Source organism: Actinomycetota bacterium (assembly GCA_004297305.1).
GTDB lineage: Bacteria > Actinomycetota > Actinomycetes > S36-B12 > FW305-bin1 > FW305-bin1.
Genome location: SCTR01000009.1, coordinates 257,471 through 277,465, shown reverse-complemented (window position 1 = coordinate 277,465; position 19,995 = coordinate 257,471). Strand labels below are relative to the sequence as shown.

The window sequence follows — 19,995 nt, the reverse complement described above, 5'->3', positions numbered from 1 at the left end:
GGTCAGGCCGCGGTGCCGGCCGGCGGCTGACCGGTCGCCGGCTTACGGCGGTACGACAGCAGCCCGAACAGGCCGAACCCGGCCGCCGCGGTGATGGCGACGCCGGCGACGCCGGCCAAGCCGACCGAGACGCGCTCGTCGCTGACGCCCGCCACCCCGTAGTCGGCCAGCGGGGAACCGGCGACCGCGGAGTCCGCGGCATGGTCGAGCAACCCGTGATCGGCAGCAACCCGCTCCAATCCGTCCGGAGCGGCGCTGGCATAGAAACTGACGAAACCGGCCAGCAGCAAGCAGATCACGAGGCCGCCGGCGACAAGCCACACGACGGGGCGCGACCGCATCACGCCTGGCTCCCGGCGGTGGCCGGCTGCGGCGTCCCCCGGCGGGCGGCCAGCAGCGGGCGGGCGCCGTACACCAGATCAGGCCGCACACTCAGCACCGCGCCCACGGTCAACCCGGTGATCACCGCTTCGCCGATACCGATGAGCACGTGGACGCCGACCATCGCGGCCAGCACCTGTCCGACGCTGAAGGTCGCCGTACCGCCCAGCCAGTACTCGACGGTGAACATCGCCGCCGCGGCCGGCACCGACAGCAGGGCCGCCACGGCCGAGGCCGCGACGATGGACGGCCGGGACAGCGGCAATATCGCCCGCAGCCCGCGGAAGACCAGCCAGCCGACCGCGGTGGTCACCAACGCCATGTTCACGACGTTGAGCCCGAGCGCGCTCAGGCCGCCGTCGGCGAAGACCAGTGCCTGCACGCTGAGGACCACCGTCACGCATAACGCCCCGGCGTACGGACCAACCAGCACGGCAGCCAGCGCGCCGCCGAGCAGATGTCCGCTGGTGCCGGCTGCCACCGGGAAGTTGAGCAACTGCACGGCGAAGACGAACACGGCGACCAATCCGGCCAGCGGCGCGGTGGTCTCATCGAGTTCCCGGCGGGCGCCGCGCAGGCACCACGCCACGCCGCACACCGCGACCGCCCCCGCGGCGACCGACACCGGCGCGTCGATCAGCCCGTCGGGAATGTGCACGACCGGCACCATATCGGCTCACCAGCTACCTGCAAACACTTTGCAAGAAGCCGGAGACCGCTGCTCCGACGGTCGCCGATAGCCTCGGGCTGCCCATCCCCCGACCGAGGAGACCTCCTGTGAGCGATCGTCTGAGCTCCGGTGACCGCGCGCCGGACTTCTCGTTGCCCGACGATGCGGGCAACACCGTGTCCCTGGCCGGCCTGCGGGGCTCCCGCGTCGTCCTCTACGCCTACCCGGCCGCGATGACGCCGGGGTGCACGACGCAGGCGTGCGACTTCCGCGACTCCCTCGACTCGCTGCAGGCCGCCGGGATCACCGTCGTGGGCATCTCCCCCGACAGTCCGGCGAAGCTCGCCAAGTTCCGGGAGCGCGACGGGCTGACCTTCCCGCTGGTCTCCGACGCGGACAAGGCAGTGCTGACCGCGTACGGCGCCTACGGCGAGAAGACGATGTACGGCAAGAAGGTCACCGGCGTCATCCGCTCGACCTTCGTCATCGACGCCGCCGGCGTCATCGAGCACGCCTGGTACAACGTGAAGGCCAAGGGTCACGTCGCCAAGCTCCGCAAGGACCTCGGCATAGGCTGATGCGGGGCCGTAGCCCAACGGCAGAGGCGCACGGTTTAGGTCCGTGACAGTGCGAGTTCGACTCTCGTCGGCCCCACCAGAACTCAGATTGATCCCATCTGGGAAAGTCAGGGATCAGCGGGTACGCTCTGTGCTCCAGACCACAACGGGTGGCTCGAGGAGGCTGCATGACCGACACCAAGGCCGAGGTTCCTGAGTTCCCGATGCTCCGGGACCCCGAGCATCCCTTGGACCCCCCGCCCATCCTGGCGCAGATGCAGGCAGGCGCCGGTGTCTGCCCGGCCAAGATGTGGAACGGCACCACGCCGTGGATCGTGACCCGGTTCGCCGATCTCCAGCAGATGCTGTCCGACCAGCGGCTGAGCGTGAACGCGGAACTGCCCGGCTACCCGGCCTTCACCCCGGCGATCCACGCGCGGCAGCAGCGGGTCCAGACGTTCATCAACCTCGACGACCCGGAGCACAACCGGCAGCGCCGGATGCTCACTCCCACAGTCACTGTCAAGCACATTCAGGAACTGCGACCACGCGTTCAGAAGATCGTCGACGACCTGATCGACGACATGCTGGCCGGTCCCAAGCCGGCCGACCTCGTCGAGAGCTTCGCCCTTCCGATGCCGTCGCTCGTGATCTGCGAGTTGCTCGGGGTGCCGTACGAGGACCGGGAGCTCTTCCAGAAGGCCGGTTCCGCGGTCAACTCGAAGGCCTCCAGCTATGAAGAGGGCCTCGAGCTGATGGAACAGATGCTCGAGTACATCGGTGAACTGGTCGATGCCAAGAACGCCGACCCGAACCTCGACCCCGAGCAGGACCTGCTCAGCGAGCTCGTCGTCCGCCAGTTGCGCGAGGGCAAGCTCAGCCGTGATCAGGTCGTGGCGATGGCCGAACTGGTCCTGGTGGCCGGCCACGACACCACCGCGAACCAGACCGCGCTCAGCGTGCTGGCGCTGCTGCTGCACCCCGAGCAACTGGCTGAACTCCGCGACACCGACGACCCGGATCTGGTCAGCAACGCCGTCGAGGAACTCCTGCGTTACCTCAACATCACCCACGGCGGCCGGCGCCGTATCGCGCTGGAGGATCTCACCATCGGCGACCAGCTGGTGCGCAAGGGCGACGGCGTCATCGGAGCCAACGACATCGGCAACCGTGACCCCTCGGTCTTCGAGAACCCGAACACGCTGGACATCCATCGCAGCAATGCCCGCAAGCACATGGCCTTCGGCTACGGCATCCACCAGTGCTTCGGGCAGCAACTGGCACGGATGGAACTGACCGTGGTGTACACCACGCTGTTCCGCCGGATCCCCACCCTGCAACTGGCGGTCGGGCTGGACGAGATCAACTTCAAGTTCGGCGGTCCGGTGTACGGCGTCTGGGAATTGCCGGTCACCTGGTAGCCGCGACCCACGCACGGACAAGAACCGGCCTGCTCACGAGCAGGCCGGTTCTTGTCGTGTCGGGCGTCGGTGCCGGTCGGCGCAGGTCGGGCGACGTCAGGCGTCGGCGCAGGTCGGCGACGTCGGGCGTAGGTGCGGGCGCGGTCGGCGTGGGTCGGGACGTCAGTGCGCAGGCCCGGCGCCGTCAGTGCGCAGGCCCGGCGCCGGCGGCGTCGAACAGGTCCGGGAGCTGGCTGGCCAGCGCCCGGAAAGCCTTGCCGCGGTGCGAGATGGCGTCCTTGGCCTCCGGTGACAGTGCGGCGAGGGTGCGGTCATCACCGTCCGGCCGGAAGATCGGGTCGTAGCCGAAGCCACCGGTCCCGGCACCCGCACGCACGATGGTGCCCGCCAGTTCGCCCTCGACGAGGAGTTCCCGGCCGGGCCGGCCGGGACCGGCGGGCAGCACCGCGGCTGCGGCGCAGACGAATCGGGCGCCGCGGCGCTCATCGGGTACGTCGACCAACTGCGCCAGCACGAGCGCGAGATTGGCCGGGTCGTCGCCATGACGGCCGGCCCACCGAGCCGACAGGACGCCGGGCATGCCGTGCAAGGCGTCGACGCACAGGCCGGAATCGTCCGCCACCGCCGGCAGGCCCGTGGCGCTCGCGACGGCCCGCGCCTTGAGCAACGCGTTGCCCGCGAACGTCTCGGCCGTCTCGGCGACCTCGGGGGTCGGCGGGACGGCGTCGAGATCGAGCAGTTGCGCGACGACCCCGGCGCTCGCCAGGATCCGGCGTAGCTCGGCCACCTTGTGAGCGTTGCGGGTGGCCAGGACCAGCTGCCGGAGCTCGGTCACGGGGCGGGACTGGCCAGTGCGGCCCGCTGCAACTCGGTGAGTTCGGCGCAACCGGCCGCGGCGAGGCCGAGCAGCCGGTCCAGCAGCGCACGGTCGAACGGTTCGCCCTCGGCCGTTCCCTGGACCTCGACGTACCGACCGTCACCGGTCATCACGACGTTCATGTCGGTGTCGGCGCGGACATCGTCGTCGTAGTGCAGGTCGAGCCGCGGCTCGCCGTCGACAATGCCGACACTCACCGCGGCGACCGACCCCAGCAGCGGTTGCGCCGTCGGCCGGACGTGACCGGCCGCGGTGGCCCAGGCGATCGCGTCGGCGAGCGCGACGTAGGCACCAGTGATCGCCGCGGTACGGGTGCCGCCGTCGGCCTGCAGGACGTCGCAGTCCAGCTGGATGGTGTTCTCTCCCAGCGCCTTGTAGTCCAGGGCCGCCCGCAGCGAGCGGCCGATCAGGCGCGAGATCTCGTGGGTCCGCCCGCCGATGCGGCCCTTGACGGCCTCGCGGTCCGACCGCGTGCCGGTGGCCCGGGGAAGCATGGCGTATTCGGCGGTGACCCAACCGAGTCCGCTGCCGCGTCGCCACCGAGGGACGTCGGGGCTGAAGCTTGCCGCGCACAGCACCCGGGTCCGGCCGAACTCGACGAGCACCGAACCTTCGGCGTGGTCCAGCCAGCCGCGCTGGAACCGGACCGGCCGCAGTTGCTCGGCCGTGCGGCCGTCGGATCGCGTCATGGTCGCCGACCCTAGTGCCGTCCGCTGCGCGGTGCGGCGATCAGACCTCGTACTGGGCGCCGGCGGCCGCGAGCGCCAGGTCGCCGTCGTACGCCGTCGCGGCCTGCGCCGCGAGGTCCTCGCGTCGGTAGCCGGGCACCAGATGGGTGATGACCAGCCGGCCGGCGCCGGCGGCCGCGGCGGTGCGCCCACTGCTGCGCGCGCTCAGGTGGATGCCGGGCGGGTACGGCTGCCCGTCCAGGTACGACGCCTCCAGCAGCGCGAGGTCGCAGCCGGCCGCCAGCCGCACGAGCTCGTCGTTCTCCGCCGTGTCACCGGAATACACCAGGGCACGCCCGGCTGCCTCGACGCGGATCGCGTACGCGGTGATCGAATGCACCATGGCGGCCGTCGTGATCCGGAACGGCCCGATCTCGATCGGGCCGTCAGCAACGGACCGGAAGTCGAACTCGGCGTTCATTCCCGGATCGGCCGGCATGCCGTAGGCCCGTGCCAGCCGGTCACCGGTGCCGGCGGGGCCGTACACCGGCAGTGCCGGGAGTGGTTGCCCGTAGCGGTATTTCCGCTGGACCCAGTAGCCGCACAGATCCAGGCAGTGGTCGGCGTGCAGGTGGGACAGCACCACCGCCTCAATGCCGTCGGGATCGGCGAAGCGCTGCAGCGCACCGAAAGCCCCGTTGCCGAGGTCGAGCACGATGCGATGGCCGTCGTGCTCGACCAGGTAGCCCGACGCCGGCGAATCCGGGCCGGGGTAGGAACCGGAACAGCCGAGGACGGTCAGTTTCACCCGCCGGCCCCCACCAGACCGGGCGCGCCTTCGACCGCGACCACCTCCGGGCCCAGGAACCGGCGGCCGAGCCGCGCGAACGGTTGCGGGTCACCGGTCGCCAGGAAGCGATGCACCGGTGCCGGCAGCGCATCAGCGCGCTGCAGATCGTGGGCGACGAGCGTCCGGTAGACGTCCTTGGCCGTTTCTTCCGCGCTGCTCACCAGCGTGACGCCGTCGCCCATCACGTAGGCCAGCACGCCGGTCAACAGCGGATAGTGCGTGCAGCCCAGGACAACGGTGTCGACGCCACCGGCCTGCAGCGGCGCCAGATACTCCCGGGCGACGGCCAGCAACTCGTCGCCGCTGGTGACGCCGGCCTCGACGAACTCCACGAAACGCGGGCATGCCTGACTGGTCAACACCAGTTCCGGCGCGGCGGCGAAGGCGTCGTCGTACGCCTGCGACGTGATCGTGGCCCGGGTCCCGATCACGCCGACCCGGCCGTTGCGGGTGGCGCGCACCGCGCGTCGGACCGCCGGCTGGATCACCTCGACGACCGGCACGTCGTACCGCTCCCGCGCATCCCGCAGCACCGCGGCGCTGGCGCTGTTGCACGCCAGCACCAGCAGTTTCACGCCCTCGGCCACCAGATGGTCCATGACCTCCAGCGCGTACGCGCGGACCTGGGCCAGCGGCAGTGGCCCGTAGGGCCCGCGCGCGGTGTCACCGACGTACAGGATCGCCTCGTGCGGGAGCTGGTCGAGCACCGCGCGGGCCACCGTCAGGCCGCCGACGCCGGAGTCGAAGATCCCGATCGGTGCGTCTGCCACGCGCAGCAGGGTAACCGTCCGGCACCACCGGAACCGCAGGCGCTGTCGTGTCGCGCGGCCGGGCCGGACCGTGGCGGTGCAGCCGGTCTGAGCCGCGCTCAGGCCCAGACGGTGCCCTCGAGCGCGTCCTCGGCCTCGTCCAGAGTGCCGGCGTAGGCACCGGTGGACAGGTACTTCCAGCCGCCGTCGCAGACCACCAGCACGATGTCCGCCTGCTCGCCGGCCTTCGCCACCTTCGCGCCGATCCCCAGCGCGGCGTGCAGGATCGCGCCGGTCGAGATCCCGGCGAAGATGCCTTCGGCGGCCAGCAGTTCGCGGACCCGCCGTACGGCGTCGCGCGGACCGACCGAGAAGCGGGAGGTCAGCACCGCAGGGTCGTACAACTCGGGCACGAAACCCTCGTCGAGGTTGCGCAACCCGTAGACCAGTTCGCCGTACCGGGGTTCGGCGGCGACGATCTGCACCCCCGGTACGTGTTCGCGCAGGAACCGGCCGACGCCCATCAGGGTCCCGGTCGTCCCCAGACCGGCGACGAAATGAGTCACCTCGGGGCAGTCGGCCAGGATCTCCGGTCCGGTGGTGCGATAGTGCGCTTCGGCGTTCGCCGGATTCCCATACTGGTAGAGCATCACCCAGTCCGGGTGCTGACCGGCCAGTTCCTTGGCGACGCGGACGGCCTCGTTCGAGCCACCGGCGCCGGCGGAATAGATGATCCGGGCGCCCCACATCGTCAGCAGCTGGGTCCGCTCCGCCGAGGTGTTCTCCGGCATGACGCAGACCAGCTGGTAGCCCTTCAGCCGCGCGGCCATCGCCAGCGAGATACCGGTGTTGCCGCTGGTGGGTTCGAGGATCGTCGCGCCCGGCTGCAGCCGGCCCTCCTGCTCCGCCCGCTCCACCATCCACAGCGCGGGGCGGTCCTTGATGGACCCGGTCGGGTTGCGGTCCTCCAGCTTCGCCCACAGCCGGACGCCGGGACCGGGACTCAGCCGGGGCAGGCCGACCAACGGCGTGCCGCCGACCGAGGCCAGCAGCGACTCGTAGCGCATCGGTCAGCCTCCGGCGACGGCCGGCAGCACCGTGACGACGTCCCCGTCGGCCACCTCGGTGGCCAGGCCGCCCAGGAAGCGCACGTCCTCGTCGTTGAGGTAGACGTTGACGAACCGGCGCAGGCCGTTGTCGTCGACCAGCCGCTCCCGCAGGCCCGGATGACGGGCGTCGAGGTCCGCGAACAGCGTCGCCAGTGAATCGCCGGCGCCCTCGACCGACTTCGCGCCGCCGGTGTAGGGACGCAGGATCGTCGGGATGCGGACCTCGATGGCCATGACGACGGGCTCCTGGTTCTGCACGCGGGCGGCGGCGCGACCGGGTGGCCGGGCCAAGGGGCGAACCCCAAGGGTAGGGCGGGTCATTCCCCCGGATACGCCGAGACCACCTCGACCGGCTCCTCGGTGACCTCGCCGTCGACGATCCGGAACGACCGCAGCTCGACGGGGCCCTCGTCGCTCCCGTGTACGCGGGTCGACACCAGCACGTAGTGCGCGAACGGCTCCGAGGCGTAGGACACGTCGGTGCGGGAGGGAAACGCCTCGGTGGCGGTGTGCGAGTGGTAGATCACCACGGGCTCCTCGTCGCGGTCATCCATCTCCCGGTACAGCCGCAACAGATCCATCGAATCGAACTCGTAGAACGTGGGCGACCGCGCGGCGTTGTCCATGACCACGAGTCGCTGCGGGCGGTCGGCGCCGATCGGACCCGCCACGACTCCGCAGGCCTCGTCCGGGTGGTCGCGACGAGCGTGCGCAATGATGCCGTCGACAAGGTCCTGGCGGATCACGAGCATGCCGGCATGCTATGCGCCGGAAGACATCACGGCGCGGACCAGGGTCTCCTGCAGGTACGTGAGCCAGTCGTACACGTCGAGCATCGCCGCCCGCGGGTCGTCCTGCGGCAGCGCGGCCAGCTCGTCGTGGTTGTCCTCGGTGATCTCCAGCCGCGTGCCCAGCGTCAACCGCAGATCGGTCAGCACGTGCAGCCACGCCTGCCCCTCCGCCGCGGTGAGGACCAGCTTGTCGCCGGAGCGGACCAGTGAGTCGCGCACCACCCGGGCCGCAGCGACCTTGCCCTCGCGCAGGCCCCGTTCGGTGAACCGGCGGAACTCCCCGGCCGCCTCGGCGTCGTCGGCGTAGGCGTCCGGGAAGAGCCGCGCCAATGCCGGATCGGTCGGGACCCGGGCCGCCGGGTCGATACCGACCAGCCGGGCGAGCGGATCGGCGTCGGGATCGGCATACCCCGGAGCGACCAGCTCCTCCAGTTGCGTGACAAGGGATTCCAGCAATTCCCGCTCGACGCTGTCGGCGCGCAGCACCAACCGTCCGGTCGCCGAGCGACGGAATCCGAAACCGGCCACGTCAGTCGTCCTTGGCCAGCGTGGCCCACAGGGAGTACGAGTGCATCGCCGCGACGTCGCGCTCCATCTGTTCGCGGGTACCCGCGGAGACCACCGCCCGTCCCCGCGTGTGCACGTCCATCATCAGCGCCTCGGCCTTCTCCTGCGGGTACCCGAAGTACGCCATGAAGACGTGCGTCACGTAGCTCATGAGGTTCACCGGGTCGTTCCACACGATGGTGAGCCAGGGCCGGTCGACGCCGGCCTCCGACGCCGGCACGGGCCGCTCGAGTTCGACCGGGGCGGTCGCGGTGGCTCCGCTCACGTGGCACATCGTCGCACCCGGACACGCCCACCGCGGCCTACCCTGCGGTCATGCCCGAGCACAGCAGCCCGTCGTACGACGTGCCGCCGCGCGCTGCGGGACTCCCCGAGCCACCCCTGCTGGCCCGGGTCCGCGACGCGGTGATCGGCGACGACCACGTGATGGTCGGACCGTACGGGCCACGCCGGGTGACGTACGCCGACTACACCGCGAGCGGACGCGCCTTGACCTTCGTCGAGGACGCCATCCGGGAACACGTGCTGCCGTTGTACGCCAACACCCATACCGAGAGCAGCGGCACCGGCCTGCAGACCACCCGGCTGCGCGAGGACGCCCGGCAGCTGATCGCCGAGGCGGTCCACGGCGACGCGAGCACCTGCGTGATCTTCACCGGTTCCGGGACCACCGGGGCGATCGACACCCTCGTCGGCATCCTCAATCTCCGGTTGCCCGCCGACCTGGACCGCAAGTACGCACTGTCCCAGCAGATCCCGGCGGCGCAGCGACCCGTCGTGCTGATCGGCCCGTTCGAGCACCACAGCAACGACCTGCCGTGGCGGGAGTCCATCGCCGACGTGGTGACGATCCCGGAGGACGCCGACGGCCACGTCGACATCGAGCAGCTACGGCGCGCGCTGCTCCGTTACGCCGACCGGCCGCTGGTGATCGGATCGTTCAGTGCCGCCAGCAACGTGACCGGCATCGTCACCGACACCGACCGCGTGTCGGCCCTCCTGCACGAGCACGGTGCGCTGGCCTGCTGGGACTTCGCCGCCGCGGCGCCGTACGTCGAGATCGACATGAACCCCGCCGGCGGTGACCCAGCGGTGCGCAAAGACGCGGTGGTGCTGTCGCCGCACAAGTTCGTCGGCGGCCCGGGCACTCCCGGGGTCCTGGTGGTTCGCCGCGAACTGCTGGTCAACTCCGTGCCGCACGTGGTCGGCGGCGGCACGGTCGCCTACGTCAACCCCGACGAGCACGTCTACCTCGACGACCCGGTACGCCGCGAGGAAGGCGGCACCCCGGACATCGTCGGTTCGATCCGCGCCGGGCTGGTGTTCGCCTTGAAGGACGCCGTCGGGGTAACCACGATCCGGGCGCACGAAACCGACTACGTCCGCCGGGCGATCCAGGCGTGGTCGACCGAACCGAACCTGGAGATCCTGGGAAACCTTGCCGCCGAACGGCTTTCGATCGTCTCGTTCGTGGTCCACCGGCCGGGTGGCTCCTACCTCCACCACAATCTGGTCGTCGCCATCCTCAACGACGTCTTCGGCATCCAGGCCCGCGGGGGCTGCTCGTGCGCCGGTCCGTACGGGCACCGGCTGCTGGGCATCGACATCGCACGCAGCCGGGAGTTCGAGCGTGAGATCACCGGCGGCTGCGAGGGGATCAAACCCGGCTGGGTCCGGATCAACTTCAACTACTTCATCTCCGAGGCGGTGTTCTGCTACCTCGTCGAGGCCGTCGCCCTGGTGGCCGAGCACGGCCACCTGCTGCTCACCGACTACCGCTTCGAGCCGGCGACCGGCCTGTGGCGCCACCACCTCGGTCTGGTCGAGCCGCCGCTGCGGCTGCGTGACCTCACGGCCGGCTTCGACGGACCGACGCAGCTCGCGCCGCACCCCACTGCGCCGGAGGCCGCCCTGGCAGCGCAGCTCGCGGCGGCCCGGACGCTGTTCGCCAGCCGGGCCGAAGCACCCCCGCCCGGGCCGACCGCATCACTGTCGGCCGACTTCGACCACCTGCGCTGGTTCGACCTGCCGGCCAGCTGCGTGACTGACCGGCAGTGACACGACCGGCAGTGACCGACCGGCAGTGACCCGACGGTCGAAAACCCGACGACCGACGACCCGTTCGAGCGCGAACCGGCCGATCAGCGCGCGACGACGGTGAAGCTGGCGCTCGCGCCGGCCTGCCGTACCGCGGTCCGCTTCGCCACGACCTGGTAGGTCGCCGTACGGCCGGCCTTGCCGCCCTTGACCACGAAGGTCGCCTTGCCCGAAGCCGACGTCGTCGTCTTCTTGAGCAACACCCATCGCGTGCCCGCCAGCACCTTCAACTGCACTTGCTGGCGCGCCTTGCCGGGCTTGACCTTGGTCGCAATCGTGACCGGGCGGCCGCGCGGCACCACGATCGCCGCCGCGGTGGCCTGCAGCCGGGGCGAACTCACCGTCGCGCTCACCTTGGCCCGCACCACGGTCGCCGCGGCGCGGCCGGTGTCACCGAGGCCGTGGCCCACACCGCCGGCCACCTTGACCCGCCACCAGCCGGTCTGCTTGGGCGCGTAGGTGAAGACCGCGCGACCGTCGGCCCCGGTGCTCCCGGTCACCACCTTGGTCCAGTTCACCCCGTCCGGCGACCAGTACAGCAGCGCCTTGCGGTTAGGCAGCGGGTCACCGAGCGCCGTGGCGAAGGCCACCACGGTCGCCTTGCGGCTGTAGCTGACGTCGGCACTGGCAGCGATCACCGCGACCCGCGTCGAGGCGTCCGCCTGCACACCGCGCAGCACACCCCACTGCGCGGCGTCCATGCCGTGCAACGTCCATAGCGCGATGCCGGCCAGGTTGTACTGCGTGACCAGGGCCGCCCGGGCAGCCAGCGAGCGGGCGTCGGCGTACCAGACCTCCCGATACACCTTGCAGCTGGTCGCCGCGCCGGCGGCCGTCGTCCCGGTGTAGGTATCGGCGTACCGCACCCGCGACTCCTGGTAGGTGGGGTCGAAGGTCGCCTGGGAGGTCGTGCGGCCGTGCGAGGCCAGGTAGGAAGGGACCTGCGCGGAGGTCATGCCGCGCTTGTCGTCCCAGCTCGACGGCCGGTTCGTCGGGCAGGTGCCCTTGACCATCGGCTCGGTGGTGTTGCCGTCCTTGTCCAGGTCGGTGGTATCCCGCCGGACCCAGTCGTAGCCATAGGTCGGCGCACCGATCTGGAGCTTCGACGACGGGATCTGGGTGACCGCGTAGGCGACCACGTTGGTCACCCAGTTCAGCGGGGCGATCGGGCCCGGAGCGCTGAACGAGTAGTCGTACGCCATCACCCGTACCCGGTCGACACCCGCCGCGACCATGCCGGCGTAGTCGTACACCCAGTACCCGGTGGTTGCCGTGTAGGTCGGCGGGACCGTGGCGATCAGCATCTTGCCCTTGGCGTGCAACGCCGTGGCGAGGTCGGCAATGAACCGCGTCCACGCCGGCCGCGTGCTGGCCCAGGTGGCAGTGCCGTCGTTGAACGCGAACTTCTCGTAGTCCAGGTCGATGCCGTCGTACCCCTTGGCGACTGCCAGGTCCACCAGCTGCTGCACGTGCGCAGCGCGCAGCCCGTCGTCGGCGAGCACCGCCGCCATCTGCCGCGCCGGCGTGCCGTCGGTCACCGACGGCACGATCTTCACGCCGGTCGCCTTCAACTGCGCCAACGTGGCGTCCAGCCCGGTCGCGACCGGGTTCTCGGTGACGGTCGTCCCGGAGGCCGCTGTCGCGCCGTTGAGCTGGGTGGAGTACCAGAACGGGGAGATCTCGCTGGTCAGATCGGCGTTGGCGATGACCTGCGCGACCTGCGACGAACTGGCCCAGTACGGCAGCCACCCCGTCACCACGCGAGCGCCCGCCGCCTGCGCCGGCGGCGCGGTGACCGCTGTCGTCCCGACCAGGGCGCCGGCGACCAGGGCGATCACCAGGCCCGCGGCCAGCCAGCGCCGCCGGCCCACCGGGGGCTCGGCGGACGGCAGCTCGGGACGTTGAAGCTCGGTCGGCGAACGGCGCATGGGCAGGTCTCCTCGCGACACGGGGCCGAGTAACGCGGGGGCGATGGCGGCAGACCCTGCGACACCGGGGCCTGGCGCCAGTCAGCCCTCGCGGCAGTGGCAACGAACGGCAGTGGCAACGAACGGCAATGGCAACGAACGGCAGTGACAACAAGCGATCGGGCAGCGAACGGCTTACGCAACGAACAGGAACGGACGATGCGCCGCCGCGCAGCGGCCTCGCGACGCGGGTTCAGAATGCAGCGCCGGGTTCCGTCGATCCAATTTCGCGCGTCCGGAACGTCGCTTTCGTCCGCATAGCGGGTCCGCCGCGGCCATTCGGGCTGCGGCACCGGGTCGACGGTGCTTTCCTCCCGCCTGGACTGCTTAGGGTGTGCCGCGTGTCACGCTCCCCCCGCGTCCCGGCGACGTCCCTGGTCGTTTCGGCTTCCCTGGTAGTCACTGCTGCGCTCGGGCTCACCGCATCGACGGGAGCGAGCGCGGCGGTCGCAGCACCCCCGGCGACGGCAGTACCGCTAGCCGCGCCAGCGCGGCTGGCCCCGCTCACGCTGGCGGCGACGGCCGCAGCGAGCACCCGGCGCGAGCTGCCCCTGGTCAGCACCGTGGCGGCCGAACGACGGGTGGGCAAGGCAATCGGGCACCGCCGCGTGGCCCGCAGCCTGCAACGCTTCCTGGGCAAGAACCTCGCCATCCGCGTCGAGGACGCCGAGTCCGGGCGGATCATCTTCGGTCGGCAGGCCCGGCAGGGGAAGCTGCCGGCGTCGAACATGAAGCTGGTCACCGCGTTCAATGCCCTGTCGGTCCTCGGACCGGACCATCGCTTCGCCACGACGGTGGTCTCCGGCGCCACCCCGGACGCCGTGGTGCTGCGCGCCGGGGGCGACCCGCTGCTGACCTCGGCGGATCTGACGGAGCTGGCCAAGCGCACCACCACGGCCCTGGTGGCCAAGCTGGCCGAGGCCAAACAGCGCGATCCCGGTTCAACCCTGAGCCTCGACTCGACGTTCACTCTGTCGTTCGACGACTCGCTGTTCCCGGCCTTCAGCAACGGCCCCGGCTGGTCGCGCGGCTACGTGCCGTACGTCGTGGCCCCGGTGTCCGCGTTGAGCCGGGACCTGCGTACCGGCGCCGACCCGGGGCGCAGCGCTGCGACGTACTTCGGCACCCAGCTCACCAAGCTGGCCGCGGCGGCGGGCGTCACCGTGCGCTTCTCCGGGGGGACGTCGCCCGGCCGGACCGTCGCCAGCACTGACGCGGCGTCCCTCGCCGCGCTGGACGGCCACAGCGTCGAACAGGCCGTGCGGCTGATGCTCACGGTGAGTCAGAACGACGTCGCCGAGATCCTCTACCGCCAGGTCGCCGTCGGCCGCGGGCTGGTCCCGACCTGGGCCAACAGTGCCGCAGCAGCGGCAGCGACGTTGCGCGAGCACGGCATCTCGACCTCCCGGCTGGTCGCGGCCGACGGCAGCGGTGTGTCCCGGTACGACCGGATCTCGGCTATCACGCTGGCGGCCCTGCTGCGCCAGGTCGCCGATCCGACCCGCACCGAACTGGCCTCGATGTACTACGGCGCCAGCGGCTTCGGACCGTCGCTACCGGTCGCCGGCAAGACCGGGACGCTCGCCGCACGCAACGGGCGCTACACCACCAAGCCGAGCCGGTGTGCTGCCGGGATCGTCGTGGCGAAGACGGGCACCTTGCACGACGTGGTCGCGCTGTCCGGCATCGCGCCGGGCGCCGACGGCCAGCTGAAGGTCTTCTCGATCATGGTGAACAACCGCAACGAGCGGTACTCGGCGCTGTCGACCCGCCGGGCCGTGGACGCGCTGGCGGCCACCGTCACCGGCTGCTTCTAACCGCCACGTCTTCCAGCTGTCACGTCACCGGCCGCTTCTCGCGGCCGCGGTTGCCGGCGGTCGGTACAGCCTGCCGCGCCAGCGCTCAGCGCACGGCGCCGTCGCTGGCATTTAGCGCAGGGCGCCGTCGCCGGTACTCAGCGCAGGGCGCGCGCGACTTCTTGGGCCGCGCGAACCACGCGGGGGCCCACCGCGCCGGCATCGACGTCGCCGACGGTGACCACTCCGACGCTGGCCTGGACGCCGGCGACGCCGAGGACCGGCGCCGCCACGCCGAACGCTGCGGGGTTGTGGTCACCGACCGAGGCCACCCAGCCCTCGTCGCCGACCGCCCGCCGGGTGGCGTGCGCGGCCATGACCGCCCGGCCGGCCAAGGCCCGGTCGAGCCGGGCGACCGGGCGGGCCGTCGCCGGGACGTCGATGCGGGCCGGCTCGACCACCGCGACAGCCAGCGCGTCTCCCCCGTCCACCACGGTGAGGTGCGCCGTGGCGCCGACGACGTCGGCCAACCGGCGCAGCGCCGGCAGCGCGGCATCGCGCAGGCCGGGTTGCACCGACCGGCCAAGAGTGAGGACGGCCATGCCCAACCGGCAGCGCCCGTCCTGGCCGCGCCGCAGCAGGCCGTGCTGCTCCAACGTCACGACCAGCCGGTAGACCACGGTCCGGCTGACGTGCAGTGCGGCCGCGATCTCGGTGACGGTCATCCCGTCCGGCGACTCGGCCAGCAGTTCGAGGACCCGCAGTCCTCGGTCCAGGGTCTGGGAGGTCTCTGCCGGCATCTCACCTCCCAGGTCGTCTGCCCGACGGTGGGCACGCCGGTCCGGTCTGGTCCGGAGAAGCGACCAGCTCCAGGACCGGATTAGCGCGCGGGGCGCCACGGCCGATCTTTACCCACTCCCGGGCCTCGCGATACCAGTTCGCGGCGGAACTGGGTTCCCCTTAACCCAACCCTGACCTATCCGACCCGAATGGAAGCGGCTGGGGGCGTGACACGGCCCGTGATCGCCTGCGCCCGACCGGCTACGCGGCAGCCAGTTCCTTGGCGGCCTTGCGCACGAAGAAGGAACTGATGATCTCGAATACCCCGAGAACGATCAGCCAGATCCCGCCGACCCAGACCAGCGTGGCCAACGACAGGCCGGGCCACACCAGGATCACCACGCCACCGATCGCCAACAGGATGCCCCCGAAGATCATCCAGCCACGACCCGGCGCACCGGGGCTGCCGATGCCGGCCACCAGTTGCATGATCCCTCGCAGCAGCCAACCGATCCCGATGAAGATCGCGAGGATCTCGACGGACGTGACCAGGCTGCGGAAGCACATGATGCCCAGCACGATGGACAGCACGCCGATGATCGCCAGCAACACCCGGGCGCCGGTCTCCAGGGCGGAGTCGAAGGACGCCACGAGCTGGAAGACGCCGGACACCAGCAGCCAGGCTCCGAACAGGATGGCGATCACCAGCAGGGTTGAACTGGGCCAGACCACGCAGATGATGCCGAGGACGGCAGTGGCCAAGCCCAGCAACAGGACCAGCCCCCAGTGGCGGGCGAACCCCGCCAACACACTGCGGACCTGCTCGTCGTCGATCCCGGAGACCGGATCCACTGTCGTCATGTCAACGCCACCTCCGTCGCCGCCGCCGCAGCGCTGCATCGGCCTGCGAGGGCACCAGGTACGCGTCCGCGTACGGCCTCACTGTAGGGATCGGCCCGCCGCGCAGGGGAACGACGCGACGGGCCGAACCGGACCAGATCAGCCGGGTCGCCGGCAGTTGCCCGGCACTCAGCCGAGGTAGCGGCTCCAGGGGCCGGCGATCGCCACGGTCAGCCCGGGGCCCTGGATGTTGACGAACAGGTGAGTGCCGTCCGGGGAGAAGTGGGGGCCGCAGAACTCGCTGAACTCGCCGTCGACCTCGATCTGGTTGCGCGCCACGGCGTACGTCGGGCCGCCGGGCGTCGCACTCAGCACGTGCGAGGCGCCGACGCCGTCCTCGGCGAGGATCAGCGAGCCCCACGGTGTCACCGTGACGTTGTCCGGGCCGTCGAAGGACAGGTCGGTGTACCGCACGGCGGGATCGGCCGCCTCGGTCGAGGCCTGGTGCGGGAAGTAGGTGACCAGCGTCAGGGTCTGGGCGCGGTAGTCGTAGAACCACACCTGCCCGTTGTGCTTGGTGGCGTCCGCGGGCAGGTCCGCCTCGGCGTAGGCGTAGCTGGCCACGACGTACACGCCCCGCTCGTCGCCCCAGAGGCCCTCCAGCTTCTTGCTCGCCGTGACGTCGGTCCCCGGGAGCAACTGCTCGCGGGTGGGGGTGTCCTTGGCCAACCGGTCCGGCACGTCCACCCAGCGCACGTCGAACGGCCGACCGAGTTGGGCCGAGGTGATGTACGACAGGTCCGGCAGCACGCTGCCGTCGTCGAGGCGGACCTGCATCGCCTCGAGCCGGCCGCTGCTGGCCCGCAGGTGTGCCGCGACGCCCCGGCTCAACGTGACGCCGTCCGGGGCGCTCCAGCGGTAGAAGAGCCCGTTCGGCTTGCTGGCGTCCTCGGTCAGGTACACCCTCCGGCGAGACGGCTCAACGACCACAGCCTCGTGGGCGAATCGCCCGAACGCCTTGATGGGCGTGGGGTCCTGCGACGCCGGGCCACCCGGGACGACCTCGAAGACGAAGCCGTGGTCCTTCTCGTACGTGCCGGAGCCGGTGACCTCGTCGCCCTCCCAGCTGTCGCCGGCGCGGACGGTGTCCTGCTCGCAGGTCAGCCACGTGCCCCACGGGGTCGCGCCGCCGGCGCAGTTGTTCACCGTGCCGGAGATACCCACCCATTGCCCCCAGGCATGGCCGCCGCGGTCGAGGCCGGTGACCGTGCATCCGCCCGCGTCGGGCGCGCCCGCGTCGTAGACGGTCCCGGCGACGTGGGGCACGCCGTACGCCGTCTCCTTCGGCTCCAGCTCGTGGTTGGTGATGAGGTATCGCGCGCCGCGCCGCACGAACGAGGCCATCCCGTCCGGCGAGCCCGGGCTCTTGCCGGCACCGTCGAGCAGGTCGTCGACCCCGGCGGCCCGCAGCACGTGGTAGCGGAACCCGGCAGGCAGCGCCAGCCGGCCGGCCGGGTCATCGACCAGCGGGGGGAACGGCCGGGGACCGGCGGTGCGCCCGGCCGTGCTCGGGCGGGTGCTGGCCAGCGCCGGCGATGCCAGCATGGGCACCGAACCGGCCACGGCCAGGCCGACTCCGGCGGCCGAGCTTCGAGCGAGCAGCTGACGACGAGAAAGCGCCATCGGAGAGAACCTTCCGGCGAGACGACTGCGACCGTCCGACCGTGTGCCCCGCAGGCGAATGGAGCGGTCACCGCCACGCGACCCGCTCGCGAAACCGAGGTGAACGACACGTGCCGGCGGGACCTCGACGCCGCGGCGGCCTACCGGCGGCCGACCGCCCAGCCGCGGACCCGGTCCAGCCGCTGCTGCAACTGCTCGGCCGTGGCCTGGGCGGTGGGTGGCCCACCGCACACCCGGCGCAGGTCGGCATGGACCAGCGCCGGGCTGGTCCCGTCCTGGCGGGCGAAGGCGCGCACGCAGTCGTTGAGCTCCCGCCGCAAGGCCGGCACCGCCTGATGCGCCGCCGGTGCCGTGGGGGGCGCCACGACCTCGGGGGCCGCGGCAGGCTGCCGGGAACGCAGCAGGGCGGTGACGGCGGCCGCGTCGAGCAGCCCCGGGATACCGAGCACGTCGTCGTGCGCGCCGAAGTCGTTGCCGTCGAACAGCACCCGGTCGAACGAGGCGTCGGACTCCAGCGCCTCGAACGGCAGCTCGTCGGTGGCCACGTCGGCGGTGGTCGCCGAGGCGGCCGCGCGAGCCAGCAGGGCATCCTCCTCCGCCCACGGTGACGCCTCCGCGGCCGCCGGCCGTCCCAGCACGTGGTCCCGCTCGAACTCGAGCTCGGCGGCGTGCTGCAACAGGACAGGGACCGACGGCAGGAACACCGAGGCCGTCTCGCCGCGGCGGCGCGCCCGGACGAAACGGCCGACGGCCTGGGCGAAGTACAACGGCGTCGCGACGCTGGTCGCGTACACCCCGACCAGCAGCCGCGGAATGTCGACGCCCTCGCTGACCATCCGGACGGCGACCAGCCACCGCGAGCCACCCGCGGCGAACTCGGCGATGCGGCGCCCGGACTCCGCCTCATCCGACAGCACGACGGTCGGCCGTTCGCCGCTCAGCTCCGCCAGGATGCGGGCATAGGCGCGCGCCTTGGCCTTGTCCGAGGCGATGACCAGACCACCGGCGTCGGGTACCTGCTTACGGACCTCGGTCAGCCGGCGGTCCGCGGCCCGCAGCACCGACGGCACCCACTCGCCGCGCGGGTCCAGCGCGGTACGCCACGCCGACGACGTCACGTCGGCGGCCTGATCGGCCCCGAGCGTGGCGGCGACCACGTCGCCGGCCCTGGTGCGCCAGCGCATGCTGCCGCCGTACGCCAGGAACATCACCGGGCGAACCACGCCGTCGCGCAGCGCGTCGGCGTAGCCGTAGGTGTGATCGGCGGCCGACCGTGGCACGCCGTCGGGACCGGGGACGTACGACACGAACGGGATCGGGTTGATGTCGCTGCGGAACGGCGTCCCGGTCAGGCCGAGACGGCGGGTCGCCGGCTCGAACGCCTCGCGGATGCCCTCTCCCCAGGAGCGGGCGTCCCCGGCGTGATGGATCTCGTCCAGCACGACCAGCGTGCGGTACACCTCGGTACGGCGCCGGTGCAGCAGCGGGTTCGCCGCGACGCCGGCGTACGTCAGCACGACGCCCTGGAAGTCGCCGCCCGCGGCGCCGTCGCCGTTGCGGAACCCGGCATCCACCGCGATGCCGACCCGTGCCGCCGCCTGCGCCCACTGGGTCTTCAGGTGCTCGGTGGGCGCCACGATCGTGACGCGTTCGACCACGCGCCGCTCGAGCAGCTCCGCCGCGATCCGCAGCGCGTACGTCGTCTTCCCGGCGCCCGGCGTGGCTACGGCCAGGAAGTCACGAGGGCCGCGGGCCAGGTACACGCGCAGCGCAGCCTCCTGCCAGGCGCGCAACCGTTCGGCTGTCCCCCGCGGCGCCCGGCTCGGAAAGGCCGGCGACAGATGGGAGGCCGCCGACGTACTCACGAGGGCGAGACCCTACGCGACGGCTGCGCCGTCAGCGGTCCGGCTCACCGCCGGGCTGCAACGAGTCGTACACCTTCTTGCAGTCCGGGCACACCGGGAACCGCGAGGGGTCGCGGCCGGGCACCCAGACCTTGCCGCACAAGGCGATGACCGGTGTCCCGGTGACCGCGCTCTCCACGATCTTGTCCTTCTGGACGTAGTGGGCGAACCGCTCGTGGTCGCCGTCCCCCGGTGCCGGCTGGACCCGCTCCTCGACCGCCGTCGATCCGATGGTCGACGGGGACTCCAGCGACGTCTGCGGCAGCGATGTGTCGGTCGGCATGGCCG

19 protein-coding genes, 1 tRNA gene and 1 pseudogene are annotated in these 19,995 nt (G+C 71.5%); 5 read left to right on the top strand and 16 right to left on the bottom strand.

Annotated features, from left to right (window positions below; translation table 11 throughout):
• Window positions 1-2 precede the first annotated feature (2 nt).
• Window positions 3-1,039 (bottom strand): annotated as a pseudogene (locus EPO13_09710) (cobalt ABC transporter permease).
• Between the two features lie 119 nt (window positions 1,040-1,158).
• Here EPO13_09710 and EPO13_09705 point away from each other — a divergent pair.
• From EPO13_09705 to EPO13_09695, 3 genes are all read left to right on the top strand, one after another.
• The gene (locus EPO13_09705) at window positions 1,159-1,629 is read left to right on the top strand and encodes a thioredoxin-dependent thiol peroxidase (GenBank protein ID TAK69015.1); all 471 of its coding nucleotides are present in this window, start codon (window positions 1,159-1,161) and stop codon (window positions 1,627-1,629) included.
• Window positions 1,630-1,632: 3 nt separating this feature from the next.
• Window positions 1,633-1,708: transfer RNA gene (locus tag EPO13_09700), tRNA-Leu, on the top strand.
• An 88-nt stretch (window positions 1,709-1,796) separates the two neighbouring features.
• Window positions 1,797-3,029: a cytochrome P450 gene (locus EPO13_09695; GenBank protein TAK69014.1), complete on the top strand. Its 1,233-nt coding sequence runs from the start codon at window positions 1,797-1,799 to the stop codon at window positions 3,027-3,029.
• A 184-nt stretch (window positions 3,030-3,213) separates the two neighbouring features.
• Here the strand turns inward: EPO13_09695 and rdgB are convergent, their stop codons facing one another.
• The 9 genes from rdgB to clpS all read right to left on the bottom strand — a co-directional run bounded on the left by rdgB (window position 3,214) and on the right by clpS (window position 8,914).
• Window positions 3,214-3,864, bottom strand: a complete 651-nt coding sequence (gene rdgB / locus EPO13_09690) for an RdgB/HAM1 family non-canonical purine NTP pyrophosphatase (protein ID TAK69013.1) — start codon at window positions 3,862-3,864, stop codon at window positions 3,214-3,216.
• Window positions 3,861-4,595 carry a ribonuclease PH gene (locus EPO13_09685; GenBank protein ID TAK69012.1) on the bottom strand — a complete coding sequence of 245 codons (735 nt, stop codon included), beginning with the start codon at window positions 4,593-4,595 and terminating at the stop codon, window positions 3,861-3,863. The genes rdgB and EPO13_09685 overlap by 4 nt, the downstream gene beginning before the upstream one ends.
• A gap of 40 nt (window positions 4,596-4,635) precedes the next feature.
• A complete protein-coding gene (locus tag EPO13_09680) occupies window positions 4,636-5,382 on the bottom strand; it encodes an MBL fold metallo-hydrolase (GenBank protein ID TAK69011.1) in 747 nt (248 codons plus the stop codon).
• The gene (locus EPO13_09675; protein ID TAK69010.1) at window positions 5,379-6,194 is read right to left on the bottom strand and encodes a glutamate racemase; all 816 of its coding nucleotides are present in this window, start codon (window positions 6,192-6,194) and stop codon (window positions 5,379-5,381) included. The genes EPO13_09680 and EPO13_09675 overlap by 4 nt, the downstream gene beginning before the upstream one ends.
• 98 nt (window positions 6,195-6,292) lie before the next feature.
• On the bottom strand, window positions 6,293-7,240 hold the full coding sequence (locus EPO13_09670; GenBank protein ID TAK69009.1) for a cysteine synthase: 948 nt from the start codon (window positions 7,238-7,240) through the stop codon (window positions 6,293-6,295).
• Between the two features lie 3 nt (window positions 7,241-7,243).
• Window positions 7,244-7,516, bottom strand: a complete 273-nt coding sequence (locus EPO13_09665; GenBank protein TAK69008.1) for a MoaD/ThiS family protein — start codon at window positions 7,514-7,516, stop codon at window positions 7,244-7,246.
• Between the two features lie 83 nt (window positions 7,517-7,599).
• Window positions 7,600-8,034, bottom strand: coding sequence for a M67 family peptidase (locus tag EPO13_09660; protein TAK69007.1), 435 nt, complete (start codon window positions 8,032-8,034; stop codon window positions 7,600-7,602).
• A gap of 9 nt (window positions 8,035-8,043) precedes the next feature.
• Complete coding sequence (locus EPO13_09655) at window positions 8,044-8,601, bottom strand: DUF2017 domain-containing protein (GenBank protein ID TAK69006.1); 558 nt, start codon at window positions 8,599-8,601, stop codon at window positions 8,044-8,046.
• Window position 8,602: 1 nt separating this feature from the next.
• Entirely contained in the window at window positions 8,603-8,914 is a 312-nt protein-coding gene (gene clpS, locus EPO13_09650; GenBank protein ID TAK69005.1) for an ATP-dependent Clp protease adapter ClpS, read from the bottom strand.
• 41 nt (window positions 8,915-8,955) lie between these two features.
• Here clpS and EPO13_09645 point away from each other — a divergent pair, with 41 nt between their 5' ends.
• Window positions 8,956-10,698 carry an aminotransferase class V-fold PLP-dependent enzyme gene (locus tag EPO13_09645; GenBank protein ID TAK69004.1) on the top strand — a complete coding sequence of 581 codons (1,743 nt, stop codon included), beginning with the start codon at window positions 8,956-8,958 and terminating at the stop codon, window positions 10,696-10,698.
• Between the two features lie 83 nt (window positions 10,699-10,781).
• Here EPO13_09645 and EPO13_09640 read toward each other — a convergent pair whose 3' ends face one another.
• Complete coding sequence (locus EPO13_09640) at window positions 10,782-12,665, bottom strand: hypothetical protein (GenBank protein TAK69003.1); 1,884 nt, start codon at window positions 12,663-12,665, stop codon at window positions 10,782-10,784.
• Between the two features lie 128 nt (window positions 12,666-12,793).
• Here EPO13_09640 and EPO13_09635 point away from each other — a divergent pair, with 128 nt between their 5' ends.
• A complete protein-coding gene (locus EPO13_09635) occupies window positions 12,794-14,521 on the top strand; it encodes a hypothetical protein (GenBank protein ID TAK69002.1) in 1,728 nt (575 codons plus the stop codon).
• 137 nt (window positions 14,522-14,658) lie between these two features.
• Here EPO13_09635 and EPO13_09630 read toward each other — a convergent pair whose 3' ends face one another.
• The 5 genes from EPO13_09630 to EPO13_09610 form a co-directional block, all read right to left on the bottom strand.
• Window positions 14,659-15,300: a MarR family transcriptional regulator gene (locus tag EPO13_09630; protein TAK69001.1), complete on the bottom strand. Its 642-nt coding sequence runs from the start codon at window positions 15,298-15,300 to the stop codon at window positions 14,659-14,661.
• 241 nt (window positions 15,301-15,541) lie between these two features.
• Window positions 15,542-16,141 carry an HdeD family acid-resistance protein gene (locus EPO13_09625; GenBank protein TAK69000.1) on the bottom strand — a complete coding sequence of 200 codons (600 nt, stop codon included), beginning with the start codon at window positions 16,139-16,141 and terminating at the stop codon, window positions 15,542-15,544.
• Window positions 16,142-16,309: 168 nt separating this feature from the next.
• Complete coding sequence (locus EPO13_09620) at window positions 16,310-17,803, bottom strand: DUF839 domain-containing protein (GenBank protein TAK68999.1); 1,494 nt, start codon at window positions 17,801-17,803, stop codon at window positions 16,310-16,312.
• Between the two features lie 140 nt (window positions 17,804-17,943).
• Window positions 17,944-19,668, bottom strand: coding sequence for a DEAD/DEAH box helicase (locus tag EPO13_09615; protein TAK68998.1), 1,725 nt, complete (start codon window positions 19,666-19,668; stop codon window positions 17,944-17,946).
• Window positions 19,669-19,699: 31 nt separating this feature from the next.
• The gene (locus EPO13_09610; protein TAK68997.1) at window positions 19,700-19,990 is read right to left on the bottom strand and encodes a DUF3039 domain-containing protein; all 291 of its coding nucleotides are present in this window, start codon (window positions 19,988-19,990) and stop codon (window positions 19,700-19,702) included.
• Between the last annotated feature and the right edge of the window lie 5 nt (window positions 19,991-19,995).

Excerpts from the sequence above, each read along its gene's own strand:
- EPO13_09695 (TAK69014.1), top strand. The coding sequence starts at position 1,797 with ATGACCGACACCAAGGCCGAGGTTCCTGAGTTCCCGATGCTCCGGGAC.
- EPO13_09685 (TAK69012.1), bottom strand. The coding sequence starts at position 4,595 with ATGACGCGATCCGACGGCCGCACGGCCGAGCAACTGCGGCCGGTCCGG.
- EPO13_09670 (TAK69009.1), bottom strand. The coding sequence starts at position 7,240 with ATGCGCTACGAGTCGCTGCTGGCCTCGGTCGGCGGCACGCCGTTGGTC.
- EPO13_09665 (TAK69008.1), bottom strand. The coding sequence starts at position 7,516 with ATGGCCATCGAGGTCCGCATCCCGACGATCCTGCGTCCCTACACCGGC.
- EPO13_09660 (TAK69007.1), bottom strand. The coding sequence starts at position 8,034 with ATGCTCGTGATCCGCCAGGACCTTGTCGACGGCATCATTGCGCACGCT.
- clpS (TAK69005.1), bottom strand. The coding sequence starts at position 8,914 with ATGTGCCACGTGAGCGGAGCCACCGCGACCGCCCCGGTCGAACTCGAG.
- EPO13_09645 (TAK69004.1), top strand. The coding sequence starts at position 8,956 with ATGCCCGAGCACAGCAGCCCGTCGTACGACGTGCCGCCGCGCGCTGCG.
- EPO13_09640 (TAK69003.1), bottom strand. The coding sequence starts at position 12,665 with ATGCGCCGTTCGCCGACCGAGCTTCAACGTCCCGAGCTGCCGTCCGCC.
- EPO13_09635 (TAK69002.1), top strand. The coding sequence starts at position 12,794 with ATGGCAACGAACGGCAGTGACAACAAGCGATCGGGCAGCGAACGGCTT.
- EPO13_09630 (TAK69001.1), bottom strand. The coding sequence starts at position 15,300 with ATGCCGGCAGAGACCTCCCAGACCCTGGACCGAGGACTGCGGGTCCTC.
- EPO13_09625 (TAK69000.1), bottom strand. The coding sequence starts at position 16,141 with ATGACGACAGTGGATCCGGTCTCCGGGATCGACGACGAGCAGGTCCGC.
- EPO13_09620 (TAK68999.1), bottom strand. The coding sequence starts at position 17,803 with ATGGCGCTTTCTCGTCGTCAGCTGCTCGCTCGAAGCTCGGCCGCCGGA.
- EPO13_09610 (TAK68997.1), bottom strand. The coding sequence starts at position 19,990 with ATGCCGACCGACACATCGCTGCCGCAGACGTCGCTGGAGTCCCCGTCG.